Origin of the sequence: Paenibacillus tyrphae, from assembly GCF_024158745.1 — a bacterium.
In the GTDB taxonomy this organism is placed as follows: domain Bacteria; phylum Bacillota; class Bacilli; order Paenibacillales; family NBRC-103111; genus Paenibacillus_G; species Paenibacillus_G tyrfis_A.
On sequence record NZ_JAMZAW010000008.1, the window covers coordinates 244631 to 265096 of the forward strand.

At 54.9% G+C, this 20466-nt stretch carries 19 protein-coding genes; 1 reads left to right on the top strand and 18 read right to left on the bottom strand.

The genetic code is table 11. The features are described from left to right. The 6 genes from hflX to NI000_RS14260 form a co-directional block, all read right to left on the bottom strand. Positions 1 to 1326, bottom strand: a complete 1326-nt coding sequence (hflX, locus tag NI000_RS14235; protein ID WP_253411547.1) for a GTPase HflX — start codon at positions 1324 to 1326, stop codon at positions 1 to 3. A gap of 348 nt (positions 1327 to 1674) precedes the next feature. Continuing rightward, the gene (locus NI000_RS14240; protein WP_253411548.1) at positions 1675 to 2394 is read right to left on the bottom strand and encodes a hypothetical protein; all 720 of its coding nucleotides are present in this window, start codon (positions 2392 to 2394) and stop codon (positions 1675 to 1677) included. Between the two features lie 14 nt (positions 2395 to 2408). Continuing rightward, positions 2409 to 2570 (bottom strand): hypothetical protein, encoded by a 162-nt coding sequence (locus tag NI000_RS14245; protein WP_253411550.1) that lies wholly within the window; start codon positions 2568 to 2570, stop codon positions 2409 to 2411. 27 nt (positions 2571 to 2597) lie between these two features. Next, positions 2598 to 3182 (bottom strand): GNAT family N-acetyltransferase, encoded by a 585-nt coding sequence (locus NI000_RS14250; protein ID WP_253411552.1) that lies wholly within the window; start codon positions 3180 to 3182, stop codon positions 2598 to 2600. A gap of 249 nt (positions 3183 to 3431) precedes the next feature. After that, a complete protein-coding gene (locus NI000_RS14255; RefSeq protein ID WP_253411554.1) occupies positions 3432 to 4415 on the bottom strand; it encodes an AAA family ATPase in 984 nt (327 codons plus the stop codon). Between the two features lie 95 nt (positions 4416 to 4510). Next, a complete protein-coding gene (locus NI000_RS14260) occupies positions 4511 to 5071 on the bottom strand; it encodes an HAD-IA family hydrolase (protein WP_253411556.1) in 561 nt (186 codons plus the stop codon). A gap of 51 nt (positions 5072 to 5122) precedes the next feature. Here NI000_RS14260 and NI000_RS14265 point away from each other — a divergent pair, with 51 nt between their 5' ends. Continuing rightward, positions 5123 to 5917, top strand: a complete 795-nt coding sequence (locus NI000_RS14265; RefSeq protein WP_253411557.1) for a GNAT family N-acetyltransferase — start codon at positions 5123 to 5125, stop codon at positions 5915 to 5917. A gap of 68 nt (positions 5918 to 5985) precedes the next feature. On the opposite strand, the gene tatA is transcribed toward NI000_RS14265, so the two are convergent. The 12 genes from tatA to mutS all read right to left on the bottom strand — a co-directional run bounded on the left by tatA (position 5986) and on the right by mutS (position 20404). Further along, complete coding sequence (tatA, locus tag NI000_RS14270; RefSeq protein WP_025844320.1) at positions 5986 to 6180, bottom strand: twin-arginine translocase TatA/TatE family subunit; 195 nt, start codon at positions 6178 to 6180, stop codon at positions 5986 to 5988. 96 nt (positions 6181 to 6276) lie between these two features. Then, positions 6277 to 6933, bottom strand: a complete 657-nt coding sequence (locus NI000_RS14275) for a YdcF family protein (RefSeq protein ID WP_253411559.1) — start codon at positions 6931 to 6933, stop codon at positions 6277 to 6279. Further along, positions 6933 to 7322 carry a Fos family putative thiol transferase gene (locus NI000_RS14280; protein WP_253411561.1) on the bottom strand — a complete coding sequence of 130 codons (390 nt, stop codon included), beginning with the start codon at positions 7320 to 7322 and terminating at the stop codon, positions 6933 to 6935. Before NI000_RS14280 ends, NI000_RS14275 begins: the two co-directional genes overlap by 1 nt. 16 nt (positions 7323 to 7338) lie before the next feature. After that, positions 7339 to 8019 carry an alpha/beta hydrolase gene (locus NI000_RS14285; RefSeq protein ID WP_253411563.1) on the bottom strand — a complete coding sequence of 227 codons (681 nt, stop codon included), beginning with the start codon at positions 8017 to 8019 and terminating at the stop codon, positions 7339 to 7341. 174 nt (positions 8020 to 8193) lie between these two features. Next, the gene (locus NI000_RS14290) at positions 8194 to 8904 is read right to left on the bottom strand and encodes a peptidylprolyl isomerase (protein WP_375540972.1); all 711 of its coding nucleotides are present in this window, start codon (positions 8902 to 8904) and stop codon (positions 8194 to 8196) included. Positions 8905 to 9029: 125 nt separating this feature from the next. Next, positions 9030 to 11897, bottom strand: a complete 2868-nt coding sequence (locus tag NI000_RS14295) for a PBP1A family penicillin-binding protein (protein ID WP_253411567.1) — start codon at positions 11895 to 11897, stop codon at positions 9030 to 9032. 186 nt (positions 11898 to 12083) lie between these two features. Next, positions 12084 to 12323, bottom strand: coding sequence for an RNA chaperone Hfq (gene hfq / locus NI000_RS14300; protein WP_253411569.1), 240 nt, complete (start codon positions 12321 to 12323; stop codon positions 12084 to 12086). Positions 12324 to 12335: 12 nt separating this feature from the next. After that, positions 12336 to 13310 (bottom strand): tRNA (adenosine(37)-N6)-dimethylallyltransferase MiaA, encoded by a 975-nt coding sequence (gene miaA / locus NI000_RS14305; protein WP_253411571.1) that lies wholly within the window; start codon positions 13308 to 13310, stop codon positions 12336 to 12338. Beyond that, a complete protein-coding gene (locus tag NI000_RS14310) occupies positions 13304 to 14077 on the bottom strand; it encodes a class I SAM-dependent methyltransferase (RefSeq protein ID WP_253411573.1) in 774 nt (257 codons plus the stop codon). Before NI000_RS14310 ends, miaA begins: the two co-directional genes overlap by 7 nt. After that, positions 14078 to 16063, bottom strand: coding sequence for a DNA mismatch repair endonuclease MutL (gene mutL / locus NI000_RS14315; RefSeq protein WP_253411575.1), 1986 nt, complete (start codon positions 16061 to 16063; stop codon positions 14078 to 14080). Between the two features lie 66 nt (positions 16064 to 16129). After that, positions 16130 to 17578 carry a S41 family peptidase gene (locus tag NI000_RS14320; protein WP_253411577.1) on the bottom strand — a complete coding sequence of 483 codons (1449 nt, stop codon included), beginning with the start codon at positions 17576 to 17578 and terminating at the stop codon, positions 16130 to 16132. A gap of 33 nt (positions 17579 to 17611) precedes the next feature. After that, positions 17612 to 20404, bottom strand: a complete 2793-nt coding sequence (gene mutS / locus NI000_RS14325; protein ID WP_253411579.1) for a DNA mismatch repair protein MutS — start codon at positions 20402 to 20404, stop codon at positions 17612 to 17614. Between the last annotated feature and the right edge of the window lie 62 nt (positions 20405 to 20466).

Consider the following 20466-nt stretch of genomic DNA (forward strand, 5'->3'; position numbering starts at 1 on the left):
CTACCATGTCTCTCCCTTGGGTTCCTCTTGCGTTGGGCGCGCTTCATCGTAAGCGGCGAGCAGGTAACCGATTTTGTCGTATTCTTTGTTGTTCACCCGGACCTTGAACCGCATGTCTTCCCCATCCACTTCATTCTCCAGCACCTCTCCCACGCGATAAACAAGCGAGATAAGGTCGCCTTTGTCCGCCGGTATGCGGAAGGTTCGGCTTGCGCCCATGAAACGTGATTCGATCAGCTCAACGAGAAGGTTTAAGTCTTCTTCCCGGTAAGCCGAGATGCGGACAAACGGCCCGTCGGTCGTCAGCAGCTCTTTCTGCTCAGGGGAACAGAGGTCGATTTTGTTAAACACCGTCACGCGTTCTTTGCCGTGTGCCCCCAGTTCTTCCAACACTTGATCGACGACCTTCATCTGCGCGGCCATCATCTCGGACGAGCTGTCAACGACATGGAGAATCAGATCCGCCTCGCAAGCCTCCTCCAGTGTAGCCCGGAAAGCCGCGATCAGATCGTGGGGCAGATTTTGAATAAATCCGACCGTATCGGTGACGACGATCTCCATGCCGCCCGGCAGCTCAAGCGAGCGCGACGTCGGGTCGAGAGTCGCAAACAGCTGGTTCTCGACATATACGTCGGCATGGGTCAATTGCCTCAGCAAAGTAGATTTTCCCGCGTTCGTATAACCGACCAACGCCACTTGAAACACACCGGTCTTTTTACGGCGTTCCCGGTGCAGGCTGCGGTGTCTGACTACCTCTTGCAGCTGCCGTTTCAGCTCGGCGATTCGCTCGCGGATATGACGGCGGTCCGTCTCCAGCTTCGTTTCCCCGGGCCCCCGCGTCCCGATGCCGCCTCCAAGACGGGACAAGTTTTTGCCTTGTCCGTACAGCCTTGGCAGCAGATAGCTGAGCTGGGCAAGCTCGACTTGAATGATCCCTTCCCGTGTCTTGGCCCGCTGTGCGAAAATGTCCAGGATGAGCTGCGTCCGGTCGATAATTTTGACATCCAAAAACTGCTCGAGATTGCGCACCTGCGCTCCGGACAGCTCTTGGTCGAAGATAGCGGTATTGCCGCCGGTCTGCTCCAGCATCGCTTTCAGCTCTTCGGCTTTGCCTTTGCCGATGAACCATTTGGAATCGGTATACTCCTTATTTTGCGTCAGCGTGCCGAGCACCTCGACCTGAGCGGTCTCGGCCAAGCTGATTAGCTCCGCGAGTGAATGTTCCGGATCATACAGTTCTTGTTTTTTAAGCTGCGGCGTGATCAGACTGACCAGCACCGCGCGGTCTTGAATTTCTCCCGTTACTTCGTGAATCGTTTTTTTCATATAAGTTTAGTTATCTCCTTTGGGGTTTTGCGCTCCAGCCTCACATCCTCCGGCCGGATCGTCTTGAGTTCCTGCCTTGAGGGCTGGGCATTGGACTGTCCAAGGAGATGCACCGCATGCTAGCGCCTTCTCCTTTTCGGCTTCTTCCTCTCGACCACCAAATTTTAATACAGTTTCAATTTCATATTCAAGGAATAAAACTTTTTCTATGAATATTTGAACAATTTTCTTCTCAAAAGCGTGCAGCCTGTTTAATGCTTACCTTCCCTTTCATTGTTAATTCTAATGATCTTTTTTGCGTTTTATACTCGGACAATCTTGTTTTATCATTATCCATCCATATTAACACTAATGAAAGTTCTGGTCATAGCAATGTTTCGTCTCACATTTAATTTTGTACCAGACGCCGCACCGCTCTTTGTTTTCTTGTATGATCAATTTGTTCCCACATCGCAAACAAGTATAGGTATCACTTGCACCTAGCTTATACGCTTTAAGATATGCTTCTGCATGCTCGACTTCTTTAATCCTACGTTCCAGTGCACGGTCACTAATATCGAATTCTTCCATGTCTCCCCTGCTGGTCGAAATGGAGCGTGAAAATGCGCCAAAACCTCCGACCAGCTCATGATGGTGGATACTAATCCGACCTCCGCCTCTTTCAATCAATTTCATCATCGGTTCGTAGATATCATGATATTTCATAGCAATAGGGTTGCCAGTATCCAGCAAGGAACACCATTGGAGGTAATTACAACAAATGATTCTTAAGATCATAAAATCGATTTCTTTAAGATTCGGACAAATGTCAAGCAAACGATCAATATCGATAGGCTCATTATGAGGATGAATGACTTTGGACATGCCCATCAGAATGCTGGCGCTATCCTTGGACATAAATTGCAATAAAACTACGACCCTGCGATAATATTCAGCGATAAGCGTAGCGTCAGCTGTATATTCGCCTCTTGATCTAACCTCTTCATATCTCTTATTCGCTATATTTAAATATTGTTCTATGTTAATGTTATGAATTCGATTTATCGCTTTTTTATAATAGCTTTCCATGATGATTCTCCGAGTTAAGCATGATACTTACCAACAGGCGCATCAAGCACCCATTCCAATATTTCAATCTTTGCTTTGATTTCGTTTGTTTCATTTGAATTGTGCGCTTCATCTAATCTTTGTACCATTTGCTCCAATTGAATCATCATACGCTTAATCTGATCTTCCGATCTCATGAACCAAACCTCCTAAGCTGTAATAAATTAAACTCCGTCGTTGAATCGATCTGGCATATGCAGCTCCCGAAATTCATGCTCCAATATGCTCATTATTATCGCATCGTGATATTGATGATCCCAATATAAGGAGTCCCTTTGAACCCCCTCTCTTTTGAAGCCCAGCTTCTCGTAGACATGAATCGCTCTGTCGTTAAAAGCGTAAACACTCAGTTCTACCCTATGTAAGTTCAAGGTTCCGAAAGCATAATGAAGCATGAGAAGCATCGCTTCCGTGCCGTAGCCCTTCCCTTGATTCGCTTGGCCTGCTATGGCAATCCGGATGTTCGCGCTCCGGTTTACCGGATCAATATCATTCAACACCACTTCTCCCACAAGACGATCTGTCGCTTGGGAAACAATCATAAGGTCCACCCGACTTCCATCGGGTTTCGAAATATTTTCAATCCAACTGGCTGCCGTTTGTCTAGAAAACACTTTCTGCGTCCCCGTGAACCTGCTCGTTGTCGGATCGGACAAGTAAGCATAATAATCATCCAGATCATCCATTTCGATAGGCCGCAGGTAAATATGTTTTCCTTCCAAAATTTTGACTACTCCTTGTTTTCCCATGCCTGCGGCTTCCTCCCTAACGAATAGGTATACACATATTCGTATTTATTAGACCGGTCTTTGAATCAGTTAAAAATAAATTGGCACTTATTCAAGAGAATCAACCCGATTTTACCATACAAACAAATGTAAAGCACAGTTCACCGGACGAACCGCTTCAACTTTTTGACTCATCGTAGTGCTTGTCCATTTTTAGCACAAAAAAAGAGGCATGAAGCCTCACCTTTGCTTTGAAGGCGCAGCATTCCGCTACGATGGTTTCAGGTTAAAACAGGAGGACTCTTCCTCTGCTTTGCCGTTAATATAAAAATCCTCATGCGTCAGATTCACCAGATCCTGCTTTGTTAGTTTTCTTGCTCTTCGAACCAGCCTTACAGCCTGAAACCGGATTGCTTTTTCGATCAGATTCCTGATGTGGCGGGCATTGCTGAAATTCAGATTCAATAACTTTTCATGCATCAAATGGTTCTTGATCTTATTGATTGCTTCGGGAAGAATAACATACTCCCGTTCCGCCGCCATTTGCTTCGCGATCTCGATCAATTGGTCTATCGTATAATCGGGAAAATTAACCTGAATCGGAAAACGAGATGGGAGACCGGGATTCGTCTTTAAAAAATCCTCAATCTCTTTAGGGTAACCGGCCAAAATAAGAATAAAATCGTTTTTGTGATCTTCCATGGATTTTACTAAACAATCGATGCTTTCTTTGCCAAAGTCTTTATCTCCGCCTCGAGCCAGGCTGTATGCCTCATCAATGAACAAGATGCCGCCGAGCGCTTTTTTGACCATTTCTCTCGTCTTCAGGGCAGTATGGCCGATGTATTCGCCAACCAAGTCCGCTCTTTCCACTTCAATCAGATGTCCTTTGGAGAGCAGGCCCATGGATCTGAACAGCTTCCCGATAATTCTGGCTACACTTGTCTTTCCTGTACCGGGGTTCCCCTTAAAGATCATGTGATATACGTTAGAGCTAACCTGGAGCCCCTCTTGGGAGCGGAATTGCTTGATTTGCAGAATCGCATAAATTTGAAAAACAAGCTCTTTGATCTCGTCTAAGCCAATCATCTTGTCCAGTTCTTTGTAGATATCCGAAAATGCTTCCATGGCTTGCATGACGTCTTTTGAATCAACTTTTTCCTGCACGGAAAGCGGCTCAGGAGAAGTTGACTTGAAAACAACATTGATTTGTCGGTCTCTCGTAGTAATGAGCCTGTTTGTCTCTGGAGTCATGTCATCACCTTCCCCTACCCTAATTAATAGTCGGCCGGAGGAAAATTTATAACTCCCTGAAGCAAACTAATGTCGTATTACGGCATTGCAGCCAGTCAAGCCCGCTGCTGACGATCCGAAGAGCGGTCGTTTAACCGCCCGATCAGCTCTCTTAGTTCCATCTGCTCCATCGAATCCAGCCGCATGTCATATGGGCCAAACTCCAGCCGCACCGTCACGGGGTTCGGAACGATGACGCCGTGCATTCCTGCCCGTTTCGCAGCTAAGAGGCCGTTCGACGAATCCTCGAACGCTACGGCCTCCTCCGGCGCCACGCCCAACTCCTCCAACACCAACCGATACAGCTCGGGATCGGGCTTCACCTGCGCTACGTCATCGGACGTGCGAATACATTCAAAATAGAACAACAGACCAAACCGTTCCAAATATCCCGTCACCCATGCTCTGGTAGAGCTGGAAGCGAGTCCGATCCGCAGCCCGAGCCGCTGCGCTTGCTTCAAGTAAGTCCGAACACCGGATCGAACATCGGCGCCTTGCATGTACTGCTCATAGAGCGCTTTACGGCCGGCTCTGGCCGCTTCCCAACCGCTTTTATCATCGTCCTGCCCCTTTCTTTTCCCTGTTGCAAAAAATAAAAGGGTTGAATTTTTATTCATAGATATGTATATTCGTAATAAAATTCCATTCAAAAGGAGGCCTTAGGACAAATGAAAGCACTACAAGATCGGTCGGTGTTCCGCCTCCTTGAACGCTTGGCTTTGCGGACATGGCCAGCTCAATTGGAGCAGCCTTGCGAAGGCTGGATTCTGCGGGCATCCGATGGGGTGACGAAGCGCGCGAACAGCGTATGGACCATTGACGGCAGCGAGCAGTGGACCGAAAATGAAATGGCGATCGCCGATGTGGAAGCGTTCTATAGGAGCCATCGCTTGACTCCGCGCTTTCATATCAGCGAAGCTTCGCCCTCCGGGTTGGACGAATGCCTCGAACGCCGGGGATATGTAAAAGAAGTGCCGTGCCTCATGATGACGGCGGACGTTAGTCAAGCGTTACGGCATACGGAACCCGTGGACGGAAATTCGCTGCGCGCCGTTGTCCAACCGTCGCATGACGCCTCTTGGCTGGAGCATTTTTTGGCACTGGAAGGCTTCGCACTCGAGCTCTTGGAGTTTTACAATAACCTCTTCTCCCGAATCGAAGCGCCGACCGCCTATGTGAGCATCATGGACCGTGACCAATGCGTCGGGATGGGAACGGCCATCGCTGAGGACGGGTGGTCCGGCTTCATCAATATCGTCGTTCATCCGCACCATCGCGGTCAAGGCATCGGCAAACGCATCGTTCACGAGTTGGCGCGTTGGAGCCGGGATCAAGGAGCGGACCGCTTATATTTGCAGGTGATCGCGGACAATGCCCCGGCCATCCGGCTTTATTCGGGAGCAGGCTATGAGAAGCTTTTCGCCTATCATTATCGTACGAAGCCTATGGACGCTGAAAACTAGACTACGAAAAAACTCCCTCTATTCTAAGCTCAAAACGAGCATATGGTAGAGGGAGTTTGCGCCGGCACTCAGGCTTTCTTATCGTCCTGCGGCTTGTTATCGTCTTTATCCCCGGACACGAGTCCGCGGGTCGATTCCTTGAATTCACTGAGCGTCCGACCGAAGGCTCTTCCGAGCTCCGGCAGCTTGGACGGACCGAAAAGCAGCAGCAGCACGATGACAATAAGAAGAAGTCCTCCGATACCGATGTTTCCGAAAGGCAATGCAATCAACTCCTTCGCACCTGGAGATCGTACCTTACATTATACCAGCTTGTCCCCGGAAAATAAACCGCTTCCGCCTTACATTACCCGCCAGACTCAGGTGACCGGCCGGTATCCGAAGACAGACCGCATCTTGTCCCACTGCCATTTCGTCAGCGCGAGCGTTTCCCTGCTCTTGTGCCAAGCCATCGTCAGCACACTGGATTCCATCGGCGATACGGAAGGGGAATCGTAGCCCAGGAATCGTGCCATATCAAGCGCACGCACCGCATGATAGCGGTGAGTGACGATAACTGCTGAAGTCCAGCCGTGTTCCCGCATGATCGTTTGGCTGAACAGCATATTTTGCAGCGTGCTGCGCGCTTCGTTTTCCAAATAAATGGCTTCGCTCGGCACACCTTTCTCCACCAGGTAATTGCGCATCCCCTCCGCCTCCGTCAGCAGCGAATCCGCACGGTCGTAGCCGCCGGATACGATGATGCGTGGGATAACATCGGCTTGGTACAGTTCGACCGCACGGTCCAGCCGTTCCTTTAACGCCGGACTCGGCGTCGTTTGCCATAAGGCCGCTCCCAGCACGATTCCAACGTCGTGTGCCGGCAGTTTCTCGTCCGGCAGCGTGGCCATCCGCCATTGAATGAAGCTGACCCACAAAAGCGCCACAGCGCCCAAGACGAGCATGTATCGGAACAGCTTGCTAACGGTACGGCGAAGCCCTAGTACAATCGGCTTTATGCCGTTTACCTCGGCCATCAAGACCACCCCTTCATACGTTCCGCTAAACTGCCGGTAAACAGCTCCAGCTCGGTGCCGTCCGGATCGAGAAAATTGATGCTGTACCCGCCTCCCCGCTCCAGCGGCCCCCTGAGGATGGGAACACCGGCCCCCTGCAGCTTGGCCGCTGCGTCATGGAAATCTTCTTCCGCGATGGAAAATGCAATATGGTCAACGCCATAACCCGGCTTCTCCGAAGACTCGAAGCTTCGTTCGATCAAACATACCCATGCGCTTCCCCATTCCAAATAAACGTCGAGACGGCCACGATGAACGAGCTTCATCCCCAGCAAAGATTCGTAAAATAACAACGATTTGGACAAATCGGATACGCGAATCGTCACATGATTGAACCCTGTAGCTTTCAACTCAAACTCCCCTATGCTATTCATTCGATGAGTCCAAAAAGCGCGCGACGGCCGCAAATAGCTGAGGAGCTTCGGGCTCCAAGCAAATCATATGGCGGGAATGCGGCATATAGAGCAGCTCTTTCTCGCCCCGGAGCCGGTCATAAATATACCGGGCGCTATAGGGGTGAATGACCTGATCCTGTTTCCCTTGCACGACGAGCGTCGGCACGGAAATTCGCGGCAGCTCCTGCTGCTTCACATACCGGACCAGCTTCATGAACTGAACGGGCGCCGAAAGCGGTACGCTTTTAGGACGCTCCCAAGGCTCACGCAGCCCAATGCGTACACGCTGCGCCAAATTGCGGATAAACTTTCCCGGACTCACATAAATGATCGCCGCGTTAAGCAGCACGAGACGGCGGACCGGAAAACGGTTAGCCACATAAGTGGAAAGCAGACCGCCCATCGAAAAACCGACTACATCGATCGTGCCGTACTGCCGGCTTAGCCGATCCGCTTCCTCCGCAACGGCATTCAGCCAGTCCTGCCATTGAACGCCGCGCATCATCCGCAATCCTGCATCATGACCCGGGAGTGTAGGAAGCACGCAAACGTAGCCTAGTTGGCGCAAATAATCCGCAAGCGGCTCCAGCTCAAACGGTCCGCCGGTAAATCCATGCAGCAGTAAGCAAACGCGCGGTTCGTGATTCGGCATGATCGACATTTCTCCTTAGGCGAGCGGTTCAAGCGCTGCTAGATCATTTGGACTCTCTTCTTAGTAGACGTAAGACGGGGGAGTTTCGTTTCAAATTCATTCCGGTTTTCCGCCGGTCACCTGACGAATGCCGATGAATGCAAAAGCAGCGTGGCATGCCACGCTGCTGTCAACTTATTTCTCGGTAATCGCAACCGATTGGATCGTCACTTTCTCGGTCGGAACGCTCGGAGACGCTTCGCTGCCTTGCTTAACTGGTGTCTCGGCGATCTTCTGGATGACATCCATGCCTTCAACCACCTTACCGAAGATGGTGTAATTCGGACGTTGGTTCAATGACTTGCTGTCATCGCCGGTGCAGATGAAGAATTGGCTGCCGTTCGTATTTTTGCCGGAATTGGCCATCGCGACGATTCCCGGCTCGTATTTGTGCGACGTTTTCAGCTCGTCTTCAAATTTATAGCCGGGGCCCCCCGTACCGTTGCCGAGCGGGTCGCCCGTCTGGATCATGAATGTCTTGATGATCCGGTGGAACGTGATGTTGTCGTAGAAGCCTTCCTTCGCCAAAAATACGAAGTTGTTTACGGTTTTCGGCGCTTCCTTGGCGTACAGCTCAATCGTAAAATCGCCTTTGGACGTCTTGACCGTCGCCTTGTACGATTTGTTCGGATCGACAGACATCGCAGGCGGAGACGACCAAGATTTTTTAGCGGCCTGCTCGGTGCCTGTTTTCCCTCCGGCTTGACCGTTCGTCTGCCCGGCCGTCTGGCTGTCGTTCTTCACAGGTTCCTTCTGGGCTTCCGGAGCGGGCTTCGTGCCGCAGCCGGTCGTAATCATGGCGAGCAGCGCGGCGGCGCATGCCCACTTTGCCGTTTTTCTTACCATTTCTGCATTCATCGGATCGATTTCAACTCCAATTATGTCAAAGTTTGTATAAAATAATCTTCACAAGCTCTATTATACTACGAGCCTTCCGTAAAATAAAAATCCTCTCGCACAGCGGGACGTCGTTATCGCGTTATTGTGCCCGACTGTGTTGTTGATCCTGCCGGAGCGGAACTGGTGCCCGCTCCATCCGTGGTTCCTGTCGAAGCGCCGGAACCGGTCGTGCCTCCCGTTGTTCCGCTACCTCTGGAAGTGCCCCCAGCGGTCGCGTCCGAGCCGCTGCCGGTTCCTGGGCCACTTTTTCCGCCGCTCGTTCCGGAGGTTCTACCGCCGTTCGTCTGCGTGCCGGAATTCGTGCCTCCGGTAGAGGTGGTGCCATTCGTTCCGGTCCTTGTATCTGTTCCGGCTCCGCTCTCCGTTCCGGGGCGTCCCGTCCCCGCTCCGGTTCCGTTACTGCCTCCCGGCTGCGAAGTCTCGCTACCGGGCCGTGTGCTGCCGCCCTGTCCTGTTCCGGGCTTCGTGCCCTGTTCCGTGCCGGGGCGGCCGTCCGTTCCGTTTCCGCCTTCCTGGTCAGGGCGCTGCCCTTGGTCCGGCAGACCGGTTCCCGGATCGCCGTTCCCCGGTTGTCCGGTGCCCGGCGGATTCGTTCCCGGTTTGCCGCCCGGCGAATTCGGGTCAAGCTTACCATTCGGATCGGTTCCCGGGTGCAGCGGGTCGAGTGGATTTCCACCGAGCGTATCAACCTTGACCGTCGCCACGTTCGAGCGCGCGCCGGTCGTATTGTTCTCGGGGTTGTAAGGCACAACGACATATTCATACGTATCCGGCTGAGAAATGAACTCCGCAAAATCCGTCATCGTCGTGCTTTCTGTCGGCTCTGCCGGGAAGTCCGACATCTTGCTGTCTTTGCGGAAGATCTGGTACGTCATATTGTCGCCAACGCCGCTCCAACTGAGCTGTACCTTCGAATTGCCGCCCATCACAACATGCTCGGCCTTCAAATCGGTGATTCCTTTCGGAGGCGCGGTTAGATCCTTGACGCCGTCCGGTCGCTTGAAGGAGGTCATCGGGCGTTTGGCCAGCGCTTTTTGCATGACCTCCTTGAAAATAACGCCAGGGCTGCCGCTGCCCATTGTGACGTAATGCTTCGAATCCGTTTTGTCGAAGCCCAACCACACGGCTGCGGTCCATTCCGGCGTATAGCCGACGAACCACAGGTCGCGGTTGTATTTCTCCAAACCTTTCAAATCAAGCTGCGTGGTACCTGTCTTTGCCGCCAGCGGCCGATCGAATTTCGCCGCCGCTCCGGTACCTCCCGGCTCCACGACACCCTGCATGAGCTGGGTCATATACCAAGCCGTCTTGGCGCTCATGACGGACTTGGTTTCACCTTTGAACGGAGTGATCTTGCCGTCATCGCCAACAATTTTGGTAATGGCGTGCGCGGTTGGCAAATTCCCGTTGTTCGGGAACGCGCTATAGGCCCGCGCCATTTGCAACGTCGTTACGCCTTTGTTCAATCCGCCAAGCGCTATCGCCAGGTTTCGGTCGTTTTTATCATCGAGCTCGATGCCCAGTTTTTTGACAAAGTCCATTCCCGTCTTGACGCCGATCTGGCTCAAAAGATCGACAGCCGGAAGGTTCATCGACTTCTTGACCGCATCGAACATGCTCACTTCGCCGCGATACACTCCGTCATAGTTGCGAGGCGAATAGCCGTTATACGATTTCTGCACGTCGGGCAGCCTGCTGTACGGGTTGTACTTGCCGGATTCGATTGCCGGCGCGTAAGCGACAAGCGTTTTGAACGCCGAGCCCGGCTGCCGTGGCTGAGCGACTGCGCGGTTCAGCCCGCGGGCAACGTAGTCCCGGCCTCCGATCATGGCGACGATGCCGCCGTCCTCGTTGTTCAGGATGACCATGCTGCTCTGCATTTTCTGCTCCGGTCCGTCCTTTTGGAACAGCTTGTCGTTTGCGTACGTCTGCTCCATAATTTGCTGGGCGTTCGGGTCAAGCGACGTATAGATTTTGTACCCGCCCCGCAGTAAATCGTCCTCCTCGAACTTATACATGTCCTGCGCTTCCTTGAGGACGTAATCGATGTATGTCTGGTACTGCGATTTGCCCGTGTTTGCCGGAGGCGCGTATTCTACGGCAACGGCTTCCGCGCGCTGGGCTTCCGTAATGTAGCCCTGCTCCTGCATCAGCTTCAGCACAACCGCCCGGCGGTCCTTCGATTTATCCGGATTCGAGATCGGATTGTACGTGTTCGGCGCTTTCGGCATGGCCGCGAGCGTAGCGACCTGCCACAGCTTCAAGTCCTTCAAATTGGAGACGCCGAAATATACTTTGGAGGCCGCCTTCACGCCATATGCCCGGTTGCCGAAATAAATCCGGTTCAAATAATACGTTATGATTTCGTCCTTCGTTTTTTTCTTCTCCAAAGCAAGCGCAATGGACATTTCCGTCGCTTTGCGGAAAAACGTTTTGTCCGAGCTTAAAAATACGTTTTTGGCGAGCTGCTGCGTAATCGTACTCCCGCCTTCGACCATGCTTCGCGCGACAACATCCTTCACAAGAGCGCGTCCGACGGAAAACAAATCGACGCCCTGGTGCTGTTCAAATCGTTGGTCTTCCGTAGCAATGAACGCCTGCTTCAACAAATCAGGAATCTCGGCCGGATCGACATTTTCCCGGTTCTCCACCTTCAAAACGCCGGCTTCTTTCCCTTCCGCGTCATAAATGATGGACGCTTCGCTAAAGTTCAGCTTATCGATGTTTTGCTCGACGATCTTGTCGCCGTTCACCAGGACGAAGATGTATACCCCCATCCCGCAAATGGCGGCGAGCGCGCCGGCGACAAACGTCCATGCCAGAACTTTGCCGAAGGTGATTTTCTTCTTTTTCTTCGGTTTTGCGGATGATTTTGCGGATGATGTCGGTTTCTTCTCCTTCGGTGCTTGGCCCGGTGTTCTGCTGTTTCTTCCCGTCATGCCCCGACTCCCTTTCTGTGTCTGTGTGCAATGCACAGCCTATTTAACCTGCATCAAGGCTTACTAAACAAAGAACAACCCTAACGAGCCGGGTTGCTCTTATGCTTCGTATCCATTTAGACGTAAGGGAAGCTGAAAAAGTTGCTCCTTTTGCTTCCAAGTTCTGGCCGCTAACCAAAAATTCCGCTATTCGGCGCTGGTTTCCTGCTGCATGAGCGATACCGAACGCTGCGGCGTAAAGGTCGAAATCGCATGCTTATACACCATTTGCTGACGTCCTTCGCTGTCGATAATGATCGTAAAGTTATCGAACGCGCGAATGACGCCGCGAATTTGAAATCCATTGGTCAAATAAACGGTGACCGGAATGTTCTCCTTGCGCAATTGGTTTAAAAACGTGTCCTGAATGTTGATTGACTTGTTCATCAATGGGCCCCCTCAAAAATGGTTAACGCCAAATGTTAGCTTGTCTGCTATTATAGCACGAATCCGGTCCAGTTGGGTAGAAAATTCTTCCATTTCACTCATATCCACCCAAACGATGTCCTTCATATGCCGGAACCAGGAAAGCTGACGTTTCGCAAAATGACGCGTATTCTTCTTCAGTAAATCGACGGCTCCTTCCAAAGAATACTCTCCCTGCAAGTACGCCGCGATCTCCTTATAGCCGAGCCCCTGCATCGAAACGAGCGACGGATCGTAACCTTTCGCCAGAAGCCCCCGAACCTCTTCGATCAGCCCTTGCTCCAGCATGAGATCGATTCGCTCTTCAATACGTTTATATAGTAAAGCTCTATCCATTGTCAACCCGACGATACACAATTCGTACGGGGTCTGCTTTTTTTGCGTTTTAAGCTGGTCGGAAAGACGTTCTCCGGTCACATGAAAAATCTCAAGGGCCCGGATAATGCGCCGCCTGTCGTTCGGATGCAGGCGCTGCGCCGACTCCGGATCGACCTGGCGCAGCCGCTCGTGCAGCGCTTCCGCACCGTGAGCTTCGGCATAAGCCTCTTGCTCCGCGCGAAAAGCCTCGTCCGAGCCTCCTTCGCTGAACCGGAAGTCATAGCAAACCGATTCGACATAAAGGCCCGTTCCTCCGACAATAAACGGCAGCTTTCCACGAGAATCGATATCCTGGATCAGCGATACGCACCGTTCTTGAAATTCAGCAGCCGAAAATGGATGGTCCGGGTCGTGGATGTCGATCATATGATGCTTCACCCGGGCAAGCTCTTCCGGCGATGCTTTTGCCGTACCGATATCCATCCCCCGGTACACCTGCATCGAATCTCCGGAAATAATTTCCGCGTTGTATTTTTCGGCCAGCGTTAAGCTAAGCTTGGTTTTGCCGACGGCGGTCGGGCCGACGAGCACTAGCAGCTTCGGCCGATGCCGGTCCGTCTCTGTCAGCATCTTATCACTCCATAAGCTATTTTGGTGGAAGACCGGTGCACTTCCGCGAAGCCCAGCCTGTCGAATTCCTGACTGTCCCGGTGCTCCTTCAACACGACCGCCCGGCGAGCGACCCGACGCGCTTCCGCCACCGCTTCTTCCGTCAGCGCCCGGTCGTCGGCTATGCCCCGGATCGCCTTGATCGAGGTCGATTCCGTGATCGGCTTGCGAAACATCGGATCGAAGTACACCAGATCGGCGCTGTCCGGCGGCAGCGCACGCAAATAATCGGCATGATCCTGACAGACCACCTCAATGCGGCGCATCGCTTCGTTCAGTCCGGGTACGTCCGAATGGTAGGTCTTAAGACCTTGTTCTAACAAAAAGCACGGAATCCGCGCCGTTTCCAACGCTGTCACCGTTCCTTCGAGTCCTGCCGCAAACGAGAAAACGATGGCGTCCGAACCGAGCCCCGCCGTACAATCGATAATCCGGTCCCCCGAGCGGATGCCAGCCAGCGTCAGCAGCGGGTCTGTCTCACCGTTCAGCAGTCTTTTGATCCGGACCGCTGCCGTGCTGGGATGAAAAAACAGCGGCAGCCGCTGTTCGTGATGGTATTCGATCCGCTCTTTCGAGATCAGCAAAATATCCTCGTCCCCGTACCGCTCCCGCAGCTGGGCCAGCGTCATCCGCCGGCGCCGGATGCAGCGCCCGCCAAGCGCGAGCGCCAGCTTCTCCGCTTCGCTCAGCTGTGCGGGATTCGGGTCATAGGAGGTGGTAACGAACAACTACATCACCCTTTTAAACATTTTTTCCAGCTCGTAGGTCGAAAAGCTCACGACAATAGGTCTTCCGTGCGGACATGTATACGGATTGCGGCAGGCCGCCAGCCGGTCGAGCAGCGTCTCGATTTCCAGCAGACCGATGCTTTGGTTCGCTTTGATCGAAGCTTTGCAGGAACACATGATCGCCGCTTTTTCGCGCAGCTTGCCGATATCTACCTGCTTCTTCTCGCCGAGCAGCCATTCGATCATTTCTTCGATGAGCGCCTGCTCCTCGCCCGCCGGCAGCCAATGCGGATACGCGCGGACGAGGAACGAAGCCCCGCCGAACGGCTCCAGATAGACCCCCGCTTGCTCAAGCTGCGGCAAGCGGTCGGCCAGCTTCTCCGCTTCGATCGCGGTAAATTCCAGCGTCAGCGGAACAAGCAGCTCCTGGCTCGCTTCCGCAGGGTTGCCGAATTTGTCGTAATAATGCTCATAATTGATCCGCTCATGCGCCGCATGCTGATCGATCAGGAACAGTCCTTCCTCGTTCTGCGCGACGATGTACGTGCCGTGAAGCTGCCCGATCGGGTGCAGCTTCGGAAAGGCCGGCAGCGCCGGAGGCTGCTCCTCCTGCGGCGTCATCGCGCGCAGCAGCGCCTCCGAGGCCGCCGCCGTCTCGCGCGGCGAAAGCCGCTCGCGCTCCGCGCCCGGCTGCGCCGCGGGGCCCGCGGACGCGGCGCGCAGCTGCGGCCCGCCAGCGTCTGCGGCGCTGCCGCTCCGCTGCGGCGCTCCGCCGGGCGGTTGCGCCCACGGCGAGGCGCTGGCGGCGCCTGTGCCCGCGGCCGGCGCGCTCCAGCGCTCCGCGGGAGCGGCTGCGCCCGGCATCTGCACCCCGGCGGGCTGCCCGGCAGCCGACGCCTGCGCTTGCGGCGCCTGCGGCCTGTACAGCTCCAGCTGCTCCTGCACGACCGCCTCCTGCGGCCGTTTGGCCGCCGGCATGCTTGCGGCCGGGATCAGCCGCTGCTTCCCGAGCGTCTCGCGCACCTCGCGCTCCACGAGCTGCATCAGCTCCGCTTCCTTGCTGAAGCGCACCTCCAGCTTCGCCGGATGGACGTTGACGTCGATCAGCGTCGGGTCCATCTGCACATGCAGCACCGCAACCGGGAACCGGTTGATCGGCAGCAGCGTATGGTAGCCCTGCAGCAGCGCCTGCACCATCGGATAGTTGCGGATGTAGCGGCCGTTGATTACCGTCGAGATGCCGCCGCGGTTGGCCCGGGTCAGTTCCGGCTTGGCGATATAGCCATCCAGCCGGTAGTCAAGCGTTTCCCCGCGAATGGGCAGCATGTTCTTGGCAACGCTCGTGCCGTATATTGCCGCAATCGCCTGCAGCAAATCGCCGTTGCCGAGCGTTTGCACCAACGTATGTCCGTTGTGTTTCAGCGTAAAGGCGATCCCGGGATGCGCGAGCGCGAGCCGATATATATAATCGGTGACGTGTCCGAGCTCCGTCTGGATCGTCTTCATATATTTTAGACGCGCAGGCGTATTGTAAAACAGCTCTCGCACCGCAATATCCGTTCCCCGAGGAGCCGTTGCTTCCGTCTTCGCGCGGACGGTACCGCCTTCTATGACAAAGCGGCAGCCGAGCCCGCTCGTATCCGGCGCGGTCAGGCATTCCACCTTCGACACGGCGGCGATACTCGGCAGCGCCTCGCCCCGGAAGCCGAGCGTGCGGATCGCGAACAAATCCTGCGTGCTCGCAATTTTGCTTGTCGCATGACGGAAGAAAGCCGTCTCGCAATCGTCCGGGTCCATGCCGGAGCCGTTATCGGTCACGCGGATCAGCTCCAGCCCGCCTTCCTCGATCGCGACGTCGATTCTCGTGCTTCCGGCGTCGATCGCGTTCTCCACCAATTCCTTCACGACGGAGGACGGTCGCTCGACCACCTCGCCCGCCGCAATCTGGTTCGCAATATGTTCGTCTAAAATATTTATTTTACCCATAAACAGGTCTCCTTAAAAGTCCGGCCAAGAAACGGAATCCAGCTGCTTCATAGGGCCATTCCGAAATCAGTTCGCACCCAGTGTCAACGTTTTGCCGTCGTCCTTCCAGTTCAGGCCGTTAAAGGCCGCGGCCGTCTGCGCTACGTTGAGGTAGCCCGTACCGTTCTTGAGCACAAAATCGGCCACAGCCGGCGTGTACGAAGTTTTGGCATCCCCTGCTACAAGCTGAACCGATCTTGCGGCTTCGTTCCACTCGACGCTCGCGCCCAGAAGAGCTGCCATGACGCGTGCCGGAACATATGTTTGCCCGTTCTCGCGGATAACATCGAACGAGTCCTGAACTTCCGTGCCGTTCACTGTCGCGCTGTGCCGGTCCAGCGTCAAGTCAATCCGGCTGGCGCCTGCGGTGCGAATCGCCGTCAGCAGCTGCGCCATCGCGCCTTCGACCTTTTTGTCCGGCTCAAGGCCGACCTGGTTCACCTTGCGCAGCTTTGGCGTCAAATATTCCTCAATCGTCACTTTGATCGCGCCGCCCGATTTCAGCGGAATGACGTTTTGCACGCTTCCTTTTCCGAACGTTTTCGTGCCAATCGCCGTAATCGCGCCGTAGTCCTGCAGCGCTCCCGTCAGCACCTCCGAGGCGCTCGCACTGTTCCCGTTCACCAGGAAAAAGACGGGGAACGGCTGCGTCGTCCCGTTTGCGAATTCAACCGGCTGATCGACGCCGTTACGGTCGCGCGTATGAATGAGCGTCCCCTGCTTGACGAACAGTCGGGCAAGCTGCTGCGCGGTTTCGAGCAAACCGCCCGGATTGTCGCGAAGGTCGACGATCAGACTTTGGATGCCTTGTGCTTTAAGCGCGCTCAGTTCTTTGCTGACCAGCTCATCGGCATCGCTGGAGAAGCTGGCGACTTCGATATATCCAACGTTCTGGAACCGTTTGGCGACGACCGTCGGAATCTGCACCTTCTTCCGTTTGACGGTCAGCTCTTTCGTTTGCCCGTCACGCAATACCTGCAAGCGAACCTCCGTATCGACCGGGCCCAAAATTTTGGACGTTACTTCGTCGATCTTTTTGTCGGCCGCCGGTTCGTCGCCGACCTTCACGATGATGTCGCCACGAAGCATTCCAGCTTCCTTCGCCGGAGAACCGGCGAATACGTCGGCAACGTATACGCCTTCCTCCTCCATGCCTACCCGCACGCCAATGCCTACATATTGGTTTTGGACCGCATCCTCGAACGATTGCAGCTGCTCCGGCGTGAAATATTGCGTATAGGGGTCCCCCAGCGACTCTACCATCGCCCGGATGCCCGTTTCGGAGAGCTTGTCCGCCTTCGGCCCGCTTACATGGTTTTTCTCCAGCGCGTCCAGCACTTCGACGATCCGTTCGGCTGCCGCCGACTTCGCGTCTGCGGCAAGCACCGGCGAAGCGGCAGGAATCAACAGCGTTAACGCCAGCATTGTCGAAACGGTTTGTCGATGCCACTTTGGAAATTTTTTGGAAATATTCATCAAGGTTCCTCTTCTCGAAGTAATGGATAACACTTAATTAGGCAGCTGTTTCTTCAACTCGTATAAAAAATTCATCGCCGTCATCGGCGTCATGTTCATTAGATCGGCCGAGCGCAGCTGCTCCAGCACCTTGTCCGCTTTGGCGTCGCGCTTGGATAGCTTCTCGGGCTTCGCTTCGTGGACGGCGAACAAGCTGAGCTGCACGATGTCCCCTACTTCAGGCTCCTTCGTTGCCGCGTCCAGCCGTTCCGCTTGAAGCTGCACGGCCGGGATAGTGGCGTCCACGGTATACTGGATGGCCGCTTGCGCATCCGGCGCAGATGCCTCCGCGATCGTCTCCGCTCCGTTCGGAGCCGCCGTCTCGGGCTGTCCGCCATCTTGCTCGTTCGCGCTGCCAGCCGCCGGTTGAAGCCGGCCTTGCAGCAGCTCCGTCCGCGCTTCGAACGTATGCAGCAGCTCGTAAGAGCGCTCGATGATGCTGGCGGGCAGACCGGCGATCTGTGCGCAATAGATGCCGTAGCTCGTGCTCGCGGCCCCACGGATCAGGCGGCGCAGGAACGTAACCTGCTTGCCGCTCTCCTTGACCGCCATGCAGTAATTGCGCAGGCCGCCGAGGCTTTCCTCCAGATGCGCCAGCTCGTGAAAATGTGTCGAAACGAGCGTTTTGCAGCCGATTTTATCGTGCAGAAATTCGATGACCGCTTGGGCGATCGACATCCCTTCTCCCGTCGAGGTGCCCCGGCCCAGTTCGTCGATGATGACCAAGCTCCGCTCCGTCGCTTTTTCGGTCATCACTTGAATGTCCATCATCTCGACCATGAACGTGCTCTGGCCGCCGATCAGATCGTCTGCCGCTCCGATGCGCGTGAAAATACGGTCGATCACCGGCACTTTCGCCCACTTCGCCGGAACGAAGCAGCCGATCTGCGCCATCAGGCATATCATCGCCACCTGACGCATGTACGTGCTTTTTCCGGCCATGTTCGGACCAGTGATCAGCAGCATGTTGCCGTCTTCTCGGGTCAGCTTCGTCTCGTTGGCGATAAACACGCCGTCCTCCAGTACGGCTTCCACCACAGGGTGACGCCCCTCCTCGATTTCCAGCGCGTAAAAGTCGCCGATTTCCGGACGGGTGAACCGGTTCGAAGCGCTCACGTGAGCGAGCGACTGGTACACGTCCACCGTCGCGATCAGCTCGGCCAGCTGCTGCAGCCGTGGAATATACGAAGCAAGCTGGTCCCGCAGACCCACGAACAGCTCGTACTCGAGATCAACCATGCTTTCCTGCGCTTCAAGGATCAACGCTTCCTTCTCTTTCAGCTCCGGGGTCACGAACCGCTCGGCGTTGGTCAACGTCTGCTTCCGCTCGTACCGGCCTTCTTCAAGTTGGGATAGATTGGATTTTGTCACTTCGATAAAATAGCCGAACACTTTGTTGAAGCCGATCTTCAACGATTTGATGCCCGTCCGCTCCCGCTCCTGCTTCTCCAGCTCGGCAAGCCACTGCTTGCCATTCGCGCTCGCTTCGCGCAGTTGGTCCAGGCGGGCGCTGAGCCCGGCCCGGATCATCCCCCCGTCGCGGACGGAGACGGGCGGCTCGTCCACAATTGCTTCCGCAATCCATGTCATCAAATCCTGGCACGGGTCGATCCGCGCCGCCAAAGCCGCAAGCGTGCGGGAGCCGCTTGCTTCACATTGCTTACGAAGCGCAGGCACCTGCTGCAGCGACACCTTGAGCGCGACCAAGTCGCGCGCGTTGGCGCTGCCGTACGCGATGCGCGCCGTAAGGCGCTCCAGATCGTACACTTCCTTGAGCGCCTGCTTCAGCTCGTCGCGCACAATCAGCTGGTTGTACAGCCGGTCCACCGCTTCCAGGCGGTCGTTGATGTGCGCCGCATTCATCAGCGGCTTTTCGATCCAGCGGCGAAGCAGCCGCCCACCCATCGCCGTGACGGTATTGTCCAGCAGCCAGAGCAGTGTCCCTTTCTTGGAACGGTCGCGGACCGTTTCCACCAGCTCCAGATTGCGGCGGGTAAACGGGTCCATCACCATATACTGATTCGGCTCGTAGACCCGGATATGCTTGATATGCGATAACGAGCGCTTTTGCGTCTCCTGCAAGTAACCCATCAAAAGTGCGAGTGTTTCCCGGCCGCCTTCCGGCAAGGACGCCAGCTGCTTCTCCGAGAACAGCCCTTCCGGCGCCAAGCCGCCTCCGGATACGGGCTCGCGCGGCGTCATGACCGCGGTTTTCAGCCAAGCGGACGAACCGCCCCGGATTTGCTCCAGCACCGCCTCGCTGCCGAGCAGCTCCGATGGATTATAAGCGTTGAGCTCGTCAAGCAGCAGCTCGAACGAACCCGAAAGCCGCGTCACATACAGCTCGCCGGTGGAAATGTCGCAAGCGGCAAAGCCGTACCCTCCGCCGGTGAAGACGACCGCGACGATATAGTTGTTCACCGTCTCGCTAAGCGAGCGGGCATCCATCACCGTCCCCGGCGTCACGATCCGGACGATTTCCCGGCGCACGACGCCTTTGGCTTCCGCTGGGTCCTCGACCTGCTCGCAAATGGCGACTTTGTACCCTTTTTCAACTAAGCGCGCAATATAATTTTCCGCCGAATGGTAAGGCACGCCGCACATCGGGATGCGCTCTTCCCCGCCGCCATCTCGGCCGGTCAGCGTTATTTCTAGCTCCCGCGCGGCCAGCACGGCGTCATCGAAAAACATTTCATAGAAATCGCCCAAACGGAAAAATAAAAAGGCGTCCGGCACCTCCGCCTTTACGGAAAGATATTGTTCGATCATTGGCGTATATTTGGCCATGCTTCATCCTCCAACTGCCTGTTTGCGTCTACACGTCCGCTTGCCGAATCCGGCACCAAGCG